Source organism: Nonomuraea sp. NPDC050556, assembly GCF_044457355.1.
In the GTDB taxonomy this organism is placed as follows: Bacteria; Actinomycetota; Actinomycetes; order Streptosporangiales; family Streptosporangiaceae; genus Nonomuraea.
Genome location: NZ_JBITGU010000001.1, coordinates 33,004 through 50,267 on the forward strand (window position 1 = coordinate 33,004; position 17,264 = coordinate 50,267).

Below are 17,264 nucleotides of genomic sequence, written 5' to 3' on the forward strand. Positions count from 1 at the left end.
GCCGGGGTGCGGCAATAAAGTGAAGTCGTGGCAAAGGCCTGACCTGCAGGGGGTCGGCGGCGACGCGGAAGGGTCAAGCAACCATGGGGGATTCCGTCATGCCCGGGATCGGGCGGCGCGAGGTGCTGGGCGCGGCCGGGGCCGCGGTGTGCGGGGTGGCGCTGACGGCCTGCTCGTCCGAGGGCGACAAGGCGCCGAGCGCCGCGAGCATCAAGGGCCAGGAGATCGCGAAGGTCAGCGAGGTCCCTGTCGGTGGCGGCAAGGTCAACCAGAAGTGGCGCATCGTCGTGACGCAGCCGACGGCGGGCGTCTACAAGGCCTTCAGCGCGAGGTGTACGCACAAGGGATGCGCGGTCAGCCGTCCCGAGGCGGGGGTCATGACGTGCCCGTGCCACGGCAGCGAGTTCGCGGCGGACAGCGGCAAGTGCCTGAAAGGTCCGGCCAGCGCCCCGCTGGCCGCCTATCAGGTCAAGGTGGAAGGTGACGGCATCATCCTGGTCTGAGCGGTAATTCTGCATGGTCCAGCCGCCCGTCCCGGGAGAGGCTGAACCGGTGCCAGGGCGTCAGCCGTACCTGGAATGTACGCACCGTTACTGGGAGGGACCGACCATGTCAGAGACGACGCGCCGTGCGGTGGTGTTCGGCGCCGGAGGCGCCGGGCTCGCCGCGGTGCTCACCGCTTGTTCCGGGTACGGTGGCCAACCGGCCACGGAGGCCACGGTGGAGGATCAGCCGCAGGCGGACGCCACGACCAAGGCGCCCAAGAAGAAGGGCGGCGGCGGCAAGAAGCTCGCCGCGACCGGCGACATCCCGTCGGGCGGCGGCAAGGTCTTCGAGGGCGAGAAGGTCGTGGTGACGCAGCCCGCAGACGGGCAGTTCAAGTGCTTCACGGCGATCTGCACCCACCAGGGCTGCACGGTCGCCAGCGTGTCCGGCGGGACGATCAACTGCCCCTGCCACGGCAGCAAGTACAACATCGCCGACGGCTCCGTCGCCAACGGCCCGGCCACCAAGGGGCTGGCCGAGAAGAAGATCAAGGTCGACGGGGACGAGATCAAGCTCGTCTAGCGTGTTCTCACGGTTTTCTCACAGTGATGCGATTTATTGATCACATGGGAGATGACCTTCACAGCCGCAGAACGGTGATCGCGGGAGTGGGCGTCGGCGGTCTTGCCGTCGCGCTCGCCGCCTGCGGCGCCGGTGAACAGCCTGTCGCAGCCACCTCGTCAGCGTCAGCGGCGCCGCCGGCGGGCGGCGCGCTGACCACCACCAAGGACGTCCCCGTGGGAGGCGGCACGATCTTCAAGGACCAGAAGGTCGTCGTCACGCAGCCCACGGCCGGACAGTTCAAGTGTTTCTCCGCCATCTGCACGCACAACGGGTGCACCGTCGGCAGCGTCGCCAACGGGACGATCGACTGCCCCTGCCACGGCAGCAAGTTCAACGTCGCCGACGGCTCGGTGGCCAACGGCCCGGCCACCAAGCCGCTGCCCGAGCAGCCCATCAAGGTCGACGGCGACTCCATCTCGCTGGCCTGACGACCGCGGCCTGCCGTACGGGCAGCTTCTGTACGGCAGGCTCTGTCGGTGCGGGCCGATAGTCTTTCCCGTGTGGCGAGCACCTTGAGTTTCCGGCCCAAACCGGGATCGATCCCCGAGTCCCCCGGGGTCTACCGGTTCAGGGACGCGCACGGCCGGGTGATCTACGTCGGCAAGGCCAAGAGCCTGCGCCAGCGGCTCAACTCCTACTTCGCCGACTTCGTCAACCTGCACCCGCGCACGCAGGCGATGCTGACGACCGCGGCCGACGTCGACTGGACGGTGGTCTCCACCGAGGTCGAGGCGCTGCAGCTCGAATACTCCTGGATCAAGGAGTTCGACCCGCGCTTCAACGTCAAGTACCGCGACGACAAGTCCTACCCCTACCTCGCGGTCACCATGGGCGAGGAGTTCCCGCGCGTGCAGGTGCTGCGCGGAGCCAAGCGCAAGGGCACCCGCTACTTCGGGCCCTACTCCCACGCCTGGGCCATCCGCGAGACCGTCGACCTGCTCCTGCGCGTCTTCCCCGTGCGCACCTGCAGCTCGGGGGTGTTCAAACGCGCCGGGCAGATCGGCCGCCCCTGCCTGCTGGGCTACATCGACAAGTGCTCCGCGCCCTGCGTGGGCAAGGTGACGCCCCAGGAGCACTACGCGCTGGCCGAAGACTTCTGCGACTTCATGGCGGGCAACACGGCCCGCTGGATCAAGCGCCTCGAAAAGGACATGAAGGTCGCGGCGGACGGCCAGGAGTACGAGCGGGCCGCCAGGATCCGCGACGACATCCAGGCGCTGCAGAAGGCGCTGGAGAAGCAGGCCGTCGTGCTCGGCGACGCCACCGACGCCGACGTGATCGCGCTGACCGAGGACCCGCTCGAAGCGGCCGTCCAGGTGTTCTACGTGCGCGGCGGGCGCATCCGCGGCCAGCGCGGCTGGGTGGTCGACAAGGTCGAGGAGACCACGCCCGGCGAGCTCGTCGAGCACTTCCTCCTGCAGATCTACGCAGAGGGCGACATCCCGCGCGAGGTCCTCGTCCCCGCGCTGCCGCCAGAGCCCGAGGCCGTGGCCGAGCTGCTGTCCGAGCAGCGCGGAGCCCGGGTGGAGCTGCGGGTGCCGGTGCGCGGCGACAAGAAGGCGCTCATGGAGACCGTCGAGCGCAACGCCAAGGAGTCGCTGGCCCAGCACAAGATCCGCAGGGCCGGTGACCTGAGCACCCGCAGCAAGGCGCTGCAGGAGATCACCGACGCGCTCGACCTCGACCAGGTGCCGCTGCGCATCGAGTGTTACGACGTCTCCCACCTGCAGGGGGAGAACGTCGTGGCGTCCATGGTGGTCTTCGAGGACGGGCTGGCGCGCAAGAGCGAATACCGCCGCTTCTCGGTGAAGACCAAGGACGGCGACGTCGCCTCGATCTACGAGGTCATCCAGCGCCGCTTCAAGCGCTACCTCGAAGAGCGCTCGGCCACCGGCGAGCTGGCCGAGGACGACTCCGGCCACGGCCCGATCGACCCAGAGACCGGCAAACCGCGCAAGTTCGCCTACCCGCCCAACCTCGTCGTCGTCGACGGCGCGGGCCCGCAGGCGGCGGCGGCGCAGCGCGCCCTCGACGAGCTCGGCGTCGACGACGTCGCGGTCTGCGGGCTGGCCAAGCGGCTGGAGGAGGTGTGGCTGCCCGGCGACGACCAGCCGGTCATCATGCCACGGTCAAGCGAAGGCCTCTACCTGCTGCAACGGGTGCGGGACGAGGCGCATCGGTTCGCCATCACCTACCATCGTTCCAAGCGGTCCAAGACTGTGAAGGAGAGCGCGCTCGACAGCGTCCCCGGCCTCGGCCCGGCGCGCAGGCAGGCGCTGCTCAAACACTTCGGCTCCGTGAAGCGGCTGCGTGAGGCGTCCGCAGCCGAGATCTGCGAGGTCCAGGGCATCGGCCCGGCCATCGCCGAGGTGATCGTGTCGACGCTGAAGGGGGAGGGACAATGAGCGATCCAGCGTTCGTCATCGTCACCGGCATGTCGGGAGCCGGTCGGAGCACGGCGGCCAAGGCCCTGGAGGACCTGGGCTGGTTCGTCATCGACAACCTGCCGCCCGGCCTGCTGTTCGCGATGGCCGAGGAGGCGGGTCGGGTCAAGCTGGCCGCCGACAAGGTGGCGGCCGTGGTCGACGTGCGCAGCCTGGCGTTCACCACCGACCTCAACGCCGCCATCGAGGAGCTCGAGGGGCGCGGCGTGCGGGTGCGCGTGGTGTTCCTGGAGGCCAGCGACGAGGAGCTGGTGCGGCGGTTCGAGAACGTACGGCGGCCGCATCCCCTGCAGGGCGACGGGCGGCTCGTGGACGGGATCGCGCGCGAGCGCGGCATCCTGCGCGAGGTGCGCGCCAACGCCGACCTGGTGATCGACACCTCGTCGCACAACGTGCACGAGTTGCGCAACAAGATCGTGGCCTACTTCGGCGGGGAGAACCGGCCGGGGTTGCGGGTCAACGTGGTGTCCTTTGGCTTCAAGTACGGCTTGCCGGTCGATGCGGACCTCGTGGTGGACTGCCGGTTCCTGCCCAACCCGCACTGGGTGCCGGAGTTGCGGCCGATGAACGGGCTCGACGTGCCGGTGCGCGACTACGTGCTGGGGCAGCCGGGGGCCAAGGAGTTCCTGGACGCCTACGAGGAAGCGTTCAAGATCGTTGCTGCTGGGTATGCGCGTGAGGGCAAGAGTTATGCGACATTGGCGGTGGGATGTACCGGTGGCAAGCACCGGAGCGTCGCCATGGCCGAGCAGCTCGGCGGTCGCCTGCGCGAGCGCGGGATGGAGGTCCAGGTGAGTCACCGGGATGTGGGCCGGGAGTGACGGATGACGACAGCACTCTGACAAACCCCGACACCCGCCCTGCGCGGCCCCAGGAAACCCAGCGGCCACCCGCAGGGGAGGTTTCGCCTGCTGTGGAGCTTCGCCAAGAGCCCGCCGTGGGGCCCCTTGCCGGGGTCCGCGAAAAGCCCGGCATCCCCGAAAGGCCCGGCATCCCCGAAAGGCCCGGCGTCCCCGGAAAGCCCGGCGTCTACGAAAAGCCTGGGGTGTCCCGGGAGCTCGGCGAAGGTGTGGCCGGGTGGGATGGCAGCGGCCCCCGGCGTCCCCAAACGGCGGGCGGTACCCAGCGTCCGGTCCCGACCCAGGAGTGGAGCGGTCCCGTGGTCCGTACGGAACGTGAGATCGCCGACAGCCAAGGCGGCCCCAGGGTGGTCGCGCTCGGCGGCGGGCACGGGCTCTACGCGTCGCTGTCGGCCCTCCGCGCGGTCACCGACGCGCTCACCGCCGTCGTGACCGTGGCGGACGATGGCGGGTCCAGCGGCAGGCTGCGCAGGGAGCTCGGCGTGCTTCCCCCAGGAGACCTGCGCATGGCGCTCGCCGCGCTCTGCGGCGACGACGAGTGGGGCGGCACCTGGAGCGAGGTCGTCCAGCACCGCTTCCGCAGCGAGGGCGAACTGCACGGCCACGCCGTGGGCAACCTGCTGATCGTCGCGCTCTGGGAGCTCCTCGGCGACCCCGTGGCCGGGCTCGACTGGGTGGGCAGGCTGCTCGGCGCCCACGGGCGGGTGCTGCCCATGGCGTCCGTGCCGCTCGACATCGTCGCCGAGGTCGAGCTCGACGGCCGCATCTCCACCGTCCGCGGCCAGGTGGCGTGCGCGCTGACGCCGGGACGGGTCCAGGCGATCTCCCTGGTGCCCGACAACCCGCCCGCCTGCCACGAGGCCGTCCAGGCGGTCAGGGACGCCGACTGGGTGGTGTTCGGCCCGGGGTCGTGGTTCACCAGCGTCCTGCCGCACCTCAAGGTGCCGGAGCTCGCCCGGGCGCTCCACGAGACGACCGCGAGGCGCCTGGTGACGCTCAACCTCGCCCCGCAACCGGGCGAGACCGACGACTTCTCCCCCCAGCAACACCTCGACGTCCTGCGCCAGCACGCGCCGGAACTCGCCATCGACGTGGTGCTCGCCGACACCGGCGTGGTCGACGACCGCGACGCGCTCGACAAGGCCGCCGCCTCGCTCGGCGCCCGGCTGGTGATGGCCGACGTGGCGACCGGGGACGGCTCGCCGAGGCATGACCCACGACGTCTTGCCTCCGTCCTGGACGAGATTTTCCTCCAGAAGCGTTGATCCTGGTCGGCGAGGCCGGAAGGTGCGAGAGACTGCTTGGGAGCAGGTCTGAATGGGGGAGGACTAACGCTTATGGCGATGACAGGTGTGGTGAAGGACGAGCTGAGCCGCCTGCCCGTGTTGAAGCCTTGCTGCCGCAAGGCGGAGGTATCGACGCTGCTGCGGTTCGCGAGCGGACTGCACCTGGTGGGCGGGCGCATCGTGATCGAGGCGGAGCTCGACACCAACGCCACCGCGCGGCGGCTGATCAAGGACATCCACGAGGTGTTCGGGCACAAGGCCGAGGTGATGGTGCTCGCGCCCGCCGGGCTGCGCAAGGGCTCGCGTTACGTCGTGCGCGTCTACCGCGACGGCGAGGCGCTGGCCAGGCAGACGGGCCTGATCGACAATCACGGACGTCCCGTCAGGGGCCTGCCGCGTCAGGTGGTGGCGGGGGCCTCCTGCGACGCTGAGGCGGCCTGGCGCGGGGCGTTCCTGGCGCACGGGTCGCTCACCGAGCCGGGGCGGTCGATGTCGATGGAGGTGACCTGCCCGGGGCCGGAGGCGGCGCTCGCGCTGGTGGGGTCGGCGCGGCGGCTCAAGATCCACGCCAAGGCGCGCGAGGTGCGCGGCGTGGACCGGGTCGTGATCCGCGACGGTGACCAGATCGGCGCGATGCTCACCCGGCTGGGGGCGCATGACAGCGTGCTGGCCTGGGAGGAGCGCCGCATGCGCCGCGAGGTGCGCGCGACGGCCAACCGGCTGGCCAACTTCGACGACGCCAACCTGCGCAGGTCGGCGCGGGCGGCGGTGGCGGCCGGGGCGCGGGTGCAGCGGGCGCTGGAGATCCTGGGCGACGAGGCCCCTGACCACCTGGTGATCGCCGGGCGGCTGCGGGTGGAGCACAAGCAGGCGTCGCTGGAGGAGCTGGGGCAGATCGCCGACCCGCCGCTGACGAAGGACGCCATAGCGGGGCGGATCCGGCGGTTGCTGGCGATGGCCGACAAGCGGGCGCAGGACATGGGCATCCCCAACACCGAGGCCAACCTCACCGTGGACATGCTCTCCCCCTGACCCTTTTCTGGGGGTACGGCGGAGCCAGGGGACACCCTCCCGCCGTCGTGCGTGACCGTCTGTCACGGGCGTCTCGTGAGGCTCACGGGGTCCCCGCCGCGACGAGCGAATCGTCGGGCGGGCTCCGTGGCTCCACGCGGCACCCGCTGGGTTCAGGGGTTGCGCGGAGTGAACAGGTCGCCAGGCCCGTGGGACTCGGGAGCCGGTGGAGTGAGCCCAGGGCGTGGGGCTTCCACCGCGGTGAACGGGTCGGCGGGGCGTGGGGCTTCCACCGGAGTGAACGGGTCGGCGGGGCGTGGGGCTTCCACCGGAGTGAACGGGTCGGCCGAGCGGGCGGTGTCCGTGGGGGCGAACAGGTCGGCCGGGGGCCGGGTGGTGTCCGCCGGTTGGGCGGGTTCGAAGGGCGCCCGGTACTCCTGCTCCTCGTCCTGCACAGGCGGCTGAGAGGCGAGCGTGGCGTGCCTGACCTTGCGCACGCGCAGAGCCACCAGCAGGAACGCGACCACCGCCCCCAGCGCGACGATCGTGTAGGGCTTCCAGAACTCGTCGTCGGGCGGCCAGAAGATGCCCACGCTCTCGTCGAGCCCGCCGATCACGTCGGCCACCGTCGGCAGCGGCGGCACGACCGGCTTGGCGTCGAGCGGCAGCGGCAGGGTGGTGGCGCGGCTGCGCGGCGCGAAGCCCACGACCACGCCGCCGACCACCGCCGCGCCGCCGTACAGCGCGGCGAAGAGCGGCAGGACGCGGCTGCGCGGCCGTACGGCACGCACGGCCAGCCCCACCACCAGCCCGGTCAGCACCGCCAGCGCGACCACCAGCGGCACGCCGTCCCCGTAGTGGACGACGGTGGCGGGCAGGCGGTCCTGGAACACGTAGACCGCCGCGGCGCCGGCGGCGGTGAGCAGCATGGCGAAGAATCCGACGATCAGGCCGGGGATCAACCTCGACTTCGGCTGCGACATCTGAGCCCCCTCAGTGACATCCAAGCCAGTACAACAACGGACGGGCGCCACCGTCCATCCCTCGTGAACGACGGCGCCCCTGTGGTCACCCCTGGGCGGGGTTCTTCGGCGCGTCCTGGTCAGCGGCGACAGGCGCGACTGGTGCGGTGGGAGCAGGGGCGCCGAACGCAGGGCCACCCTGCTCGGCGGCCGGGACAGCGCCGGGGTACGCCTCGGCGGACGGGCCCGCCTCGTTGGCCGCGCGGACGCGCTTGCTGACGAACGAGTATCCGGCGAACGCGCCGATCGCCCAGAACAGCAGCGACTTGGGGTCCTCGCCGAGGATGTCGCCGAACGCCGGCACGACCGCCGAGACGGCCTCGCCGTACCCGATGGAGGTCTCGGCGACCAGCAGCCAGGTGGTGCCGATGATCTGCCCGAGCGCCGCCCCCGCGAGCCCGAACAGCGCCGCCAGCGGCGGCAGGACGGGGCTGGTCGGCTTGACGGCCATCATGCCGAAGCCGACGAGCACGCCGACGCCGATGGCGGCGAACCCGATCTCGTATCCGGAAATGCCGATGATGGCGCCATATGCGGCCGCGCCGACGAGCATGGCGGCGAGCCCGACGAGGATGCCCGGGACGAGGCCGGTCTTCTGCTGAGGCATGTGCGGTCCTTGACGACTTGATGCATTTACTGTGACGAGTCGGGCACTTTACTCGAACAGCGCAAACTCCGTCTAAAGATCGAGCCAAAACAGGGTGGGGGCTGAAGTGGTCTAAACCAATTTGGGTCCGATAGGGTTCGTGGTTGAGGTTTCAGCCCGCCACCACGTACGAGGAGATCGTTTCCCGTGAGCATCCGCGTAGGCGTCAACGGCTTCGGCCGCATTGGCCGCAACTTCTGGCGCGCGGTCGCCGCCAGCGGCAAGGACATCGAGATCGTCGCCGTCAACGACCTGACGGACAACGCGACGCTCGCCCACCTGCTGAAGTACGACAGCATCCTGGGCCGCCTGCCGTACGAAGTGAAGGCCACCGACGACGAGATCGTCGTCGACGGTAAGACGATCAAGGCGTTCGCCGAGCGCGACCCCGCCAAGCTGCCCTGGGGCGACCTGGGCGTCGACGTCGTCGTCGAGTCCACCGGCTTCTTCACCGACGCCAACAAGGCCAAGGTGCACGCCGAGAACGGCGCCAAGAAGGTCATCATCTCCGCCCCGGCGAAGAACGAGGACGTCACCATCGTCATGGGTGTCAACCACGACACCTACGACCCGGCCAACCACACGGTCATCTCCAACGCCTCCTGCACGACCAACTGCCTGGCGCCGCTGGCCAAGGTCCTCAACGACTCCTTCGGGATCGAGAAGGGCCTGATGACCACGATCCACGCCTACACGCAGGACCAGAACCTGCAGGACGGCCCGCACGCCGACCTGCGCCGCGCCCGCGGTGCCGCGATCAACGTGGTCCCCACCTCCACCGGCGCGGCCAAGGCCATCGGCCTCGTGCTGCCCGAGCTGAAGGGCAAGCTGGACGGCTTCGCCATGCGCGTGCCGATCCCCACGGGCTCGGCCACCGACCTCACCGTCGAGGTCAAGCGCGACGTGACCGTCGACGAGGTCAAGGCCGCCTACAAGGCCGCCGCCGAGGGCGCGCTCAAGGGCTACCTGACCTACACCGAGGACGAGATCGTCTCCAGCGACATCGTCACCGACCCGGCCTCCTGCATCTTCGACGCCGGCCTCACCAAGGTGATCGGCAACCAGGTCAAGGTCATCGGCTGGTACGACAACGAGTGGGGCTACTCCAACCGCCTCGTGGACCTCATCGAGCTGGTGGGCAACGACCTCTGATGCACACGCTCGACGATCTCGACGTGAAGGGGCGGCGCGTGCTCGTGCGCGCCGACCTCAACGTCCCCCTCGAAGGGGAGACGATCACCGACGACGGGCGCATCCGCGCGTCGGTCCCGACGATCAAGGCGCTCAGCGAGCGCGGCGCCAAGGTCATCGTCTGCGCGCACCTGGGCAGGCCCAAGGGCGAGGCGAACCCGAAATACTCGCTGAAGCCGGTGGCCGCCAGGCTCCAGGAGCTCCTGGGCGTCCCGGTGGTCTTCGCTGAAGACGTGGTGGGGGAGTCCGCCCAGAGCGAGGCCAACGCGCTGCACGACGGCCAGGTGCTCCTGCTGGAGAACCTGCGCTACGAGCCGGGCGAGGAGTCCAAGGACGACGCCACGCGCAGGGCCTTCGCCGAGAAGCTGGCCGCCCTGGCCGAGCTGTACGTCGGCGACGGGTTCGGCGCGGTGCACCGCAAGCACGCCAGCGTCTACGACGTGCCGCAGATCCTGCCGCACGCCGCGGGCGGCCTGGTCGTGGCCGAGGTCGAGGTGCTGAAGAAGCTCACCGACGACGTCGAGCGCCCCTACGTGGTCGTGCTCGGCGGCGCCAAGGTGTCGGACAAGCTCGGCGTCATCGCCAACCTGCTGACCAAGGTCGACAGGCTGCTGATCGGCGGCGGCATGGCCTACACCTTCCTCAAGGCGCAGGGCTACGAGGTCGGCAACTCGCTGCTCCAGGCCGACCAGCTCGACCAGGTGCGCGGCTTCCTCAAGGAGGCCGGGGAGCGCGGGGTCGACCTGGTGCTGCCGGTCGACGTGCTTGCGGCCACGGGCTTCGACAAGGACGCGGCCTTCGAGGTCGTCGAGGCCACCGCGATCCCGGGCGACCGGGAGGGGCTCGACATCGGTCCCAGGACCCGCGAGCTGTTCGCGGGCAAGCTGGCCGACGCCAAGACCGTGTTCTGGAACGGCCCGATGGGCGTCTTCGAGTTCGAGGCGTTCGCGGGTGGCACGAAGGCCGTGGCGGAGGCGCTGATCGCCTCCGACGCCTTCACCGTGGTCGGGGGTGGCGACTCGGCGGCAGCCGTACGCCAGCTCGGTCTGCCTGAGGACGGCTTCTCGCACATCTCCACCGGTGGTGGCGCGAGCCTGGAATACCTGGAAGGCAAGACCCTGCCCGGTCTGGAGGCGCTTCAGTGAGAAAGCCGCTCATCGCCGGCAACTGGAAGATGAACCTCAACCACCTCGAAGCCATCGCTCTGGTGCAGAAGCTCGCCTTCGCCCTGAACGACAAGGACTTCGACAAGGTCGAGGTCGCGGTGCTCCCGCCGTTCACGGACCTGCGCAGCGTGCAGACCCTCGTGGACGGCGACAAGCTGCGCATCGAGTACGGCGCGCAGGACCTGTCCCAGCACGACGCCGGCGCCTACACCGGGGAGATCTCCGGCGCGATGCTGGCCAAGCTGGGCTGCACCTACGTGACGATCGGCCACTCGGAGCGGCGTGAGTACCACGACGAGGACGACGCGCTGGTCAACGCCAAGGTGCTGGCCGCCTACCGGCACTCGGTGACGCCGATCCTGTGCGTCGGCGAGGGGCTGCAGGTGCGCCAGGCGGGCGGGCAGGTGCCCTTCACCATCTCCCAGCTCGACGGGGCGCTGCGCAAAGTCTCCGCGGAGCAGGCACAATCGATAGTGGTGGCCTACGAACCCGTGTGGGCGATCGGCACGGGCGAGGTGGCGACTCCGGAGGACGCCCAGGAGGTGTGCGCGGCACTGCGAGAGCGACTCGCCGAGCTGTACAACCCCGAGGTGGCCGCCGCGATCCGTATCCTTTACGGTGGCTCGGTCAAGTCAGGCAACATCGGCGGGATCATGTCACAATCCGATGTCGATGGAGCGCTCGTAGGCGGGGCGAGCATCGACGCCGGAGAGTTCGTGAAGATCTGCAGGTTCGGCACAACGCCGAATTAGCCGCAATGTCCGGCTAACTGGAGTGTTCCGGGGGTGCGACTTGACAGCAGGCCGTACCCTCTAGAAGCAAGTTTGAATCGTCACGCTGAACAGAGCATGGAAAGAACAGGTCTACCGTGGAAATCGGAATCTCCATCGCCCTCATCCTGGCGAGTGGTCTCATGATCCTGCTCGTGCTGCTCCACAAGGGCAAGGGCGGCGGTCTGTCGGACATGTTCGGCGGCGGCTTCTCGTCGAACTTCGGCGGTTCCTCTGTGGTGGAGCGCAACCTCGACCGGTTGACCATCATCACCGGCACGGTCTGGTTCGTCTGCATCATCGCTCTGGGCCTGTTGCTCAAGTCCTGAGGTAGCAGTTGACGCGTGACATTGATTCTCCCCCCGTGTCTCGCGGGGCGATCGAGCAAGGAGTTCATCCGTGGGTAGTGGCAACGCGATCCGTGGCAGCCGAGTCGGCGCCGGGCCGATGGGTGAGGCCGAGCGCGGCGAGGCAGCTCCGAGAGTGCGGGTCTCGTTCTGGTGCGCCAACATGCACGAGACGCGCCCCAGCTTCGCCAGCGACGCGGCGGTCCCGGAAACGTGGGACTGCCCCCGATGCGGTCTCCCGGCCGGTCAGGACGAGGTGAACCCGCCTGCGCCGCCGAAGAACGAGCCGTACAAGACGCACCTGGCCTACGTGAAGGAGCGCAGGAGCGACAAGGACGGCAAGGCGATCCTGGAGGAGGCGCTCGAGCGCCTTCGCAACAACAAGTCGCCCTGGTAACACCAGTGAGTTTGAAGCCCCGGGTGAGCTGACCTCCCCGGGGCTTCGCCACGCTCAGCCCTGGTAGCCCAGGGCGCGCAGCTGCTCGGCGTTCAGCCGGGAGACGTTCTCGTCGCCGCCCTTGCCCGAGGCGTACTGGTGGATGGTCCACTCCTTCCAGTCGCCGGGAGGCTCCACGGTCCCCTTCTTCTTGCCGTAGTGCGCCACCCACAGCGGGTAGTCCTGCAGCCCGTCGCCGTACTGCCCGGCGAACGACCAGCTGCTGTAGAACAGCGCCTTGACCCCGGTCTTCGCCTCGACGTGCTCCAGCCACCTGCGGGCCCACGTGTTGACCTGCTCCTCTGAGCGGCCGTCGGTGGTCTCCAGGTCGAGGGCGAGCAGGTCGCCCTTGCCCAGGCCCTGCGCCTGGACCACCTTCAGGAAGTGGTCGGCCTCCGCGATCGGGTCGTTCTTCGGGTGCCCGTAGTGGTAGGCGCCCCTGACGATCTTCTTTTCCGACATCTCCCGCCAGTGCCTGGCGAAGCTGCGGTCGTCGTGCCCGGTGCCCTCGGTCGCCTTGGCGATGCCGAAGGCGGCGCCGCTCTTGCCGAAGTCGTGGTTCGCGTCGTAGTTGGACACGTCGACCCCGAAGAGCAGCGCGAGGATGAGTGAGGTGTACATCTCCTCACCATCACCGCCCCAGCCTCCTCAGGCGTCGGCGTTTTGGCTGGTCAACGCCTGAGGAAAGGCTGAGGTCCGGCTCAGCCGTTCGATTGATGGACCGGCTCGCCGTCCACGAACGTCATCCGCACCCCGGTGGTCCAGATGTCCTTCTCCGGCAGGGTGAACGGGTCGCGGTCGAGCACCACCAGGTCGGCCGGGCGGCCCTCCTCGATGGCCCCGGCGGGGGAGCGGTTGATCCACGCCGACCCCGCCGTGTAGGCGGTGAGCGCCGTGCCCAGGTCGATGCGCTGGCCGGGCAGGAACGGGTCCTGGGCGGTCGGGTAGTCCGCGTGCACGGAGCTGCCCGGCTCGGTGCGGTTGACGGCGACGTGCATGCCCTGCAGCGGGTCGGCGTTCGACACCGGCCAGTCGCTGCCCGCGCAGAAGCGGGTCCCTGCGGCGAGCAGGTCGGCGAACGGGTACTGCCACGACGAGCGCGGCTCGCCGAGGAACGGCAGTGTCAGCTCGTCCATCTGCGCGTGGTGGGTGGCCCACAGCGGCTGCAGGTTGGCCGTCACCCCGAGCCTGGCGAAGCGCGGCACGTCGGACGGCTCGATGATCTGCAGGTGCGCGATGTGGTGGCGGTTGGCTGGCGAGGTGCCCTCGAAGCTGTCCAGAGCCTCGCGTACGGCACGCTCCCCGATGGCGTGGAAGTGCACCTGGAAGCCGTGCCTGTCCAGCTCGGCGACGTAGCCGTTCAACGCGATCGGGTCCACGTACGACAGGCCGGTTCCGCCGCATCGGCAGTAGGGCTCGATGACGGCGGCGGTGAAGTTCTCCGCGATGCCGTCCTGCATGATCTTCACCGAGCCCGCGCTGAAGCGTTCGAGATCGGAAGCGGACTCCCGGCGGGCGAGCAGGTCCTCCAGCTGGTCGGCGCCGCGGGTGCGGTCCCACCACAGCGCGCCCACCACGCGGGCCTTCAGGCGGCCCGAGCGGGCGGCCGAGATGTAGGTGGGCAGCTGGTCGTCCGAGCCCGCGTAGGAGCCCACGATGGCGTCCTGCCAGCCGGTGATGCCCAGCGAGAACAGATGGGCCTGCGCCTCGACGAGCGCGGCGTCCTGGTCCTGCGCGGTCGGGCGCGGGGTGAGCAGGCCGACCAGGTCCATGGCGCCCTCGTGCAGGACGCCGCTGGGGGTGCCGTCCGCGTCGCGCTCGATGCGGCCGTCGGCCGGGTCGGGGGTGTCGCGGGTGATCCCGGCCAACTCCAGCGCGCGGGTGTTGACCCAGGCGGCGTGGTGGTCGCGCTGGATCAGGTACGCGGGGCGGTCGAGGAAGTCGAGCTGCGACCGGTGGGGGAGGCCGCCGGGAAAGGCCGACATGTCCCACCCGCCACCATCGATCCACTCCTTGTCCGGAAATTTCGCCGCATAGGCACCAGCGGCGGACACGTAGGCGTCGAGTCCGTAAATTTCCGAGAGGTCGCACTTGGCGCGCTCCAGGCCCGCCTGCACCGGATGGATGTGCGCGTCGGTGAACCCCGGGGTCAGCAGCCCGCCGTCCAGGTCCACCGTGTCGTGCGCACCGGCCAGCCGTACCAGGTCGGACTCCGCGCCCACGGCGGCGATCACGCCGTCGCGGACCAGGACGGCCGCGTCGAGAGGACCGGCGGGGGTGAAGACCCGGCCGCCGCGGAACAGGATGGTCAACGAAGGCTCCTAATGGCCGGTGATGAGGTCGGCGAAACGGGCGAGGACCGACGTGCGCGGCATCGAACGCTCACGCGAGTCTGCCACGCGGTAGAGGCGGTACATCGAGTGCACGCCCAGCCAGCGCAGCGGCTCGGGCTCCCACGCCCGCACCCTGCGCCCCACCCACGGCAGCGCGGTGAGCTCGGTCTCCTCGCCCAGGATCAGGTCGCGCAGCGTGCGCCCGGCCAGGTTGGTGGTGGTGACCCCGTGCCCGGTGTAGCCGCCCGCCCAGCCGAGGCCTGTCGACGGGTCGACGTGCGCGGTCGAGCACCAGTCGCGCGGCACCCCCAGCACGCCCGACCAGGCGTGGGCGACCTTGGAGGAGGCGGCGGCGGGGAAGAAGTCGACCAGCAGGCTCCACAGCGCCTCGACGGTCCACTCGTGGGTGTGGCCACGCGCGTCGACGCGCGAGCCGTACAGGTAGGGCTTGCCGCGCCCGCCGAAGGCGATGCGGTCGTCGGCGGTGCGCTGGGCGTACATGTAGTAATGCGCCATGTCGCCGAGCAGCTCGGCGCCCTGCCAGCCCACGGCGTCCCAGAAGGACGGGGGCAGCGGCTCGGTCACGATCATGGAGCTGTTCATCGGCAGCCACTGCCGGCGCAGGCCCTTCAGCTCCGAGGTGAACCCCTCGGTCGCCCTGATCACGAAGGAGGCGGTGACCGTCCCGTAGGGGGTCACGGCCCGGTGCGGCGCGATCTCGGTGACCGGCGTGCGCTCGTAGATCTCCACCCCGAGCTCGCGCACGGTCCGCGCCAGCCCCTGGGCCAGCTTGGCGGGCTGGATGCGCGCGCAGTGCGGGCTCCACGAGGCCTGTACGGTCCCCGCCACGCGCACGTGCGCGGAGCCGTCCACGAGGCGCTGGTCGACGTCCCACTCCTGGCCGGAGATCACCCAGTCGCGCAGCCTGGCGGCCTGCGCGGTGTTGCGGGCGACGGTGAGCACGCCGCCCTTGACGACGTCGGCGTCGATGCCCTCCTTCTCGCAGACGGCGATGACCTCGTCGATGGAGGCGTACATCTCCCGCTGCAGGGCCTTCGCGGCGTGAGGTCCGTGCGTCTTCGCGTATCGCTCGTGCGACCCGGCCAGCTCACCGGTGAGCCAGCCGCCGTTGCGCCCCGAGGCGCCGAACCCGGCGAACTCCTTCTCCAGCACCACCACGCGCAGGGACGGCCTGGCCTTCTTGAGGTAGTACGCGGTCCACAGCCCGGTGTAACCGGCGCCGACGATCGCCACGTCGGCCTCGATCGACCCGTCGAGCGCCGCACCGGCCGGCGGCACTCCCAGCGACCGGTACCAGAAGGAGACGTCTCCATTCGCGAAGCCGTCAGACAAAGGAACACGCACACTCATGGGCCTACATCCTGCTATATCCGTACATCCGGCGTCATCTCGCGACGGATACCAAATGAAACACGAGGTGCCGTCGGTTGTAACAGGGGGCGCGCATGCTCATGTGTATGGGATTCTTGCGCATCCGTACCACAGTGGATGAAAGGCCGGGTCGGCTCGCCTCCCTGGCGGCCGCTCTGGCCGACCGGGGCGGCAACATCCTGGGCCTGAGCGTCCAGCCGGACACCGACGGGACCGTCGACGAGTTCGTCGCCGACATCCCCGCCGCCCCCGAGAGCGTCAAGGCGGCGCTGGAGGCCGCGGGAGGGCGCCGGGTGCACGTGGTGCCCGCCACCGCCCACGAGCTGACCGACGAGCCCACCAGGGCGCTGCTGCTGGCCTCCAGGCTGCGCACGATGCCCTGGCGCCTGCCCGAGCTGCTCGCCGAGCTGCTGCGCGCGGACGACGCCCGGTGGATCTACGGTGAGGCGGTGAGCGAGCTGCCCGATCCGACCCAGCTCGTGGTGCCCGTCGCCGTCCGCCGCGCCATCCGGCTGCGCAGGTCGGAGCTGCCCTTCACGCTCACCGAGGCCGCCAGGGCGGCCTCCTTCGTACGGCTGGCCCAGCCGGCCGCCGAGCCGATGGGCTCGGAGCGGCACGTGAAGCTGGACGCCGGGGAGGTCTCGGTGCGCCCGCTCACCGCCATCTACCGCGAGGCCGTGCGCGACCTGCACGACAGGTGCTCGCCGGAGAGCCGCAGGTTCCGCTACTTCACCTCGATGCCCGCGCTGCCGCCGCGCGTGTTCGAGCGCCTGTGCGACAGGACCAGGGGGCACTCGCTGGTCGCCGGGCACGACGGCCAGGTGGTCGCGCTGGCCAACCTCATGTTCACCCCCGACCCCGGCATCGCGGAGATGGCCTTCCTGGTCGAGGACCGCTGGCAGGGGCGCGGTCTGGGCTCGGCGCTGGCCAGGATGCTGGTGCAGGAGGCGCGTGACCTCGGGTACGCCGAGGTCCGGGCCGCCCTGCTCTCGGACAACGTGCGCATGCGGCGGCTGCTGGTGTCGCTGGGCGCCACGCTGAGCTACACCGAGGACCCCGGGGTCGTGGAGGCCAGGCTGCCGGTGGGCGCGCTGGCGCCGCGGCTCTCAGGCGCCCACGCTGTCGCCTGACTCCCCGATGCCCAGGTGGCGTTCGATCCTGGCCAGGCTCTCCTCGATCCTGGTCAGCCGCTCGCCGAGCATCGAGCCCTGGGTGAAGAACATCTCGCTGGTGCGTTCTCGCGGGTTCTT

Annotated in this window: 18 protein-coding genes; 13 read left to right on the forward strand and 5 right to left on the reverse strand. The window is 70.0% G+C overall.

The genetic code is table 11. The features are described 5' to 3' along the window. Positions 1-83: 83 nt before the first annotated feature. From ACIBG8_RS00170 to whiA, 7 genes are all read left to right on the forward strand, one after another. On the forward strand, positions 84-503 hold the full coding sequence (locus ACIBG8_RS00170; RefSeq protein ID WP_397340190.1) for a Rieske (2Fe-2S) protein: 420 nt from the start codon (positions 84-86) through the stop codon (positions 501-503). Between the two features lie 106 nt (positions 504-609). Further along, positions 610-1,068: a Rieske (2Fe-2S) protein gene (locus ACIBG8_RS00175; protein WP_397340191.1), complete on the forward strand. Its 459-nt coding sequence runs from the start codon at positions 610-612 to the stop codon at positions 1,066-1,068. A 44-nt stretch (positions 1,069-1,112) separates the two neighbouring features. Further along, positions 1,113-1,538, forward strand: a complete 426-nt coding sequence (locus tag ACIBG8_RS00180; RefSeq protein ID WP_397340192.1) for a Rieske (2Fe-2S) protein — start codon at positions 1,113-1,115, stop codon at positions 1,536-1,538. Between the two features lie 72 nt (positions 1,539-1,610). Further along, the gene (uvrC, locus tag ACIBG8_RS00185) at positions 1,611-3,515 is read left to right on the forward strand and encodes an excinuclease ABC subunit UvrC (protein WP_397340193.1); all 1,905 of its coding nucleotides are present in this window, start codon (positions 1,611-1,613) and stop codon (positions 3,513-3,515) included. Next, entirely contained in the window at positions 3,512-4,375 is an 864-nt protein-coding gene (gene rapZ, locus ACIBG8_RS00190) for an RNase adapter RapZ (RefSeq protein ID WP_397340194.1), read from the forward strand. The genes uvrC and rapZ overlap by 4 nt, the downstream gene beginning before the upstream one ends. Positions 4,376-4,713: 338 nt before the next feature. After that, a complete protein-coding gene (yvcK, locus tag ACIBG8_RS00195; RefSeq protein WP_397340195.1) occupies positions 4,714-5,679 on the forward strand; it encodes a uridine diphosphate-N-acetylglucosamine-binding protein YvcK in 966 nt (321 codons plus the stop codon). 72 nt (positions 5,680-5,751) lie between these two features. After that, the gene (whiA, locus tag ACIBG8_RS00200) at positions 5,752-6,732 is read left to right on the forward strand and encodes a DNA-binding protein WhiA (RefSeq protein WP_397340196.1); all 981 of its coding nucleotides are present in this window, start codon (positions 5,752-5,754) and stop codon (positions 6,730-6,732) included. 152 nt (positions 6,733-6,884) lie between these two features. Here whiA and ACIBG8_RS00205 read toward each other — a convergent pair whose 3' ends face one another. Next, positions 6,885-7,694: a hypothetical protein gene (locus ACIBG8_RS00205; protein ID WP_397340197.1), complete on the reverse strand. Its 810-nt coding sequence runs from the start codon at positions 7,692-7,694 to the stop codon at positions 6,885-6,887. Between the two features lie 85 nt (positions 7,695-7,779). After that, the gene (locus tag ACIBG8_RS00210; RefSeq protein WP_397340198.1) at positions 7,780-8,340 is read right to left on the reverse strand and encodes a hypothetical protein; all 561 of its coding nucleotides are present in this window, start codon (positions 8,338-8,340) and stop codon (positions 7,780-7,782) included. A 186-nt stretch (positions 8,341-8,526) separates the two neighbouring features. On the opposite strand from ACIBG8_RS00210, the gene gap reads away from it, so the two are divergent. From gap to ACIBG8_RS00235, 5 genes are all read left to right on the forward strand, one after another. Continuing rightward, positions 8,527-9,531 (forward strand): type I glyceraldehyde-3-phosphate dehydrogenase, encoded by a 1,005-nt coding sequence (gene gap, locus ACIBG8_RS00215; RefSeq protein ID WP_397340199.1) that lies wholly within the window; start codon positions 8,527-8,529, stop codon positions 9,529-9,531. Next, a complete protein-coding gene (locus ACIBG8_RS00220) occupies positions 9,531-10,715 on the forward strand; it encodes a phosphoglycerate kinase (protein ID WP_397340200.1) in 1,185 nt (394 codons plus the stop codon). Before gap ends, ACIBG8_RS00220 begins: the two co-directional genes overlap by 1 nt. Further along, the gene (gene tpiA / locus ACIBG8_RS00225) at positions 10,712-11,488 is read left to right on the forward strand and encodes a triose-phosphate isomerase (protein WP_397340201.1); all 777 of its coding nucleotides are present in this window, start codon (positions 10,712-10,714) and stop codon (positions 11,486-11,488) included. The genes ACIBG8_RS00220 and tpiA overlap by 4 nt, the downstream gene beginning before the upstream one ends. A 116-nt stretch (positions 11,489-11,604) precedes the next feature. Further along, entirely contained in the window at positions 11,605-11,835 is a 231-nt protein-coding gene (gene secG / locus ACIBG8_RS00230) for a preprotein translocase subunit SecG (RefSeq protein WP_397340202.1), read from the forward strand. Positions 11,836-11,905: 70 nt separating this feature from the next. Then, positions 11,906-12,250, forward strand: coding sequence for an RNA polymerase-binding protein RbpA (locus tag ACIBG8_RS00235; protein WP_397340203.1), 345 nt, complete (start codon positions 11,906-11,908; stop codon positions 12,248-12,250). A 54-nt stretch (positions 12,251-12,304) separates the two neighbouring features. On the opposite strand, the gene ACIBG8_RS00240 is transcribed toward ACIBG8_RS00235, so the two are convergent. The 3 genes from ACIBG8_RS00240 to ACIBG8_RS00250 all read right to left on the reverse strand — a co-directional run bounded on the left by ACIBG8_RS00240 (position 12,305) and on the right by ACIBG8_RS00250 (position 15,993). Then, positions 12,305-12,910: a glycoside hydrolase family 25 protein gene (locus ACIBG8_RS00240; RefSeq protein ID WP_397340204.1), complete on the reverse strand. Its 606-nt coding sequence runs from the start codon at positions 12,908-12,910 to the stop codon at positions 12,305-12,307. 80 nt (positions 12,911-12,990) lie between these two features. After that, complete coding sequence (locus tag ACIBG8_RS00245; RefSeq protein WP_397340205.1) at positions 12,991-14,601, reverse strand: amidohydrolase; 1,611 nt, start codon at positions 14,599-14,601, stop codon at positions 12,991-12,993. 9 nt (positions 14,602-14,610) lie between these two features. After that, positions 14,611-15,993: an NAD(P)/FAD-dependent oxidoreductase gene (locus ACIBG8_RS00250; protein ID WP_397340206.1), complete on the reverse strand. Its 1,383-nt coding sequence runs from the start codon at positions 15,991-15,993 to the stop codon at positions 14,611-14,613. Between the two features lie 107 nt (positions 15,994-16,100). Between ACIBG8_RS00250 and ACIBG8_RS00255 the strand changes: the two genes are divergently transcribed. Further along, the gene (locus tag ACIBG8_RS00255; RefSeq protein ID WP_397340208.1) at positions 16,101-17,144 is read left to right on the forward strand and encodes a GNAT family N-acetyltransferase; all 1,044 of its coding nucleotides are present in this window, start codon (positions 16,101-16,103) and stop codon (positions 17,142-17,144) included. The last annotated feature ends 120 nt before the right edge of the window (positions 17,145-17,264 follow it).

What these genes read in the sequence shown, in the direction of transcription:
- ACIBG8_RS00250 (WP_397340206.1), bottom strand. Translation starts at nt 15,993, where the DNA reads ATGAGTGTGCGTGTTCCTTTGTCTGACGGCTTCGCGAATGGAGACGTC.
- whiA (WP_397340196.1), top strand. Translation starts at nt 5,752, where the DNA reads ATGGCGATGACAGGTGTGGTGAAGGACGAGCTGAGCCGCCTGCCCGTG.
- ACIBG8_RS00210 (WP_397340198.1), bottom strand. Translation starts at nt 8,340, where the DNA reads ATGCCTCAGCAGAAGACCGGCCTCGTCCCGGGCATCCTCGTCGGGCTC.
- ACIBG8_RS00180 (WP_397340192.1), top strand. Translation starts at nt 1,113, where the DNA reads ATGGGAGATGACCTTCACAGCCGCAGAACGGTGATCGCGGGAGTGGGC.
- ACIBG8_RS00205 (WP_397340197.1), bottom strand. Translation starts at nt 7,694, where the DNA reads ATGTCGCAGCCGAAGTCGAGGTTGATCCCCGGCCTGATCGTCGGATTC.
- ACIBG8_RS00170 (WP_397340190.1), top strand. Translation starts at nt 84, where the DNA reads ATGGGGGATTCCGTCATGCCCGGGATCGGGCGGCGCGAGGTGCTGGGC.
- ACIBG8_RS00220 (WP_397340200.1), top strand. Translation starts at nt 9,531, where the DNA reads ATGCACACGCTCGACGATCTCGACGTGAAGGGGCGGCGCGTGCTCGTG.
- ACIBG8_RS00255 (WP_397340208.1), top strand. Translation starts at nt 16,101, where the DNA reads ATGGGATTCTTGCGCATCCGTACCACAGTGGATGAAAGGCCGGGTCGG.
- ACIBG8_RS00240 (WP_397340204.1), bottom strand. Translation starts at nt 12,910, where the DNA reads ATGTACACCTCACTCATCCTCGCGCTGCTCTTCGGGGTCGACGTGTCC.
- ACIBG8_RS00175 (WP_397340191.1), top strand. Translation starts at nt 610, where the DNA reads ATGTCAGAGACGACGCGCCGTGCGGTGGTGTTCGGCGCCGGAGGCGCC.
- rapZ (WP_397340194.1), top strand. Translation starts at nt 3,512, where the DNA reads ATGAGCGATCCAGCGTTCGTCATCGTCACCGGCATGTCGGGAGCCGGT.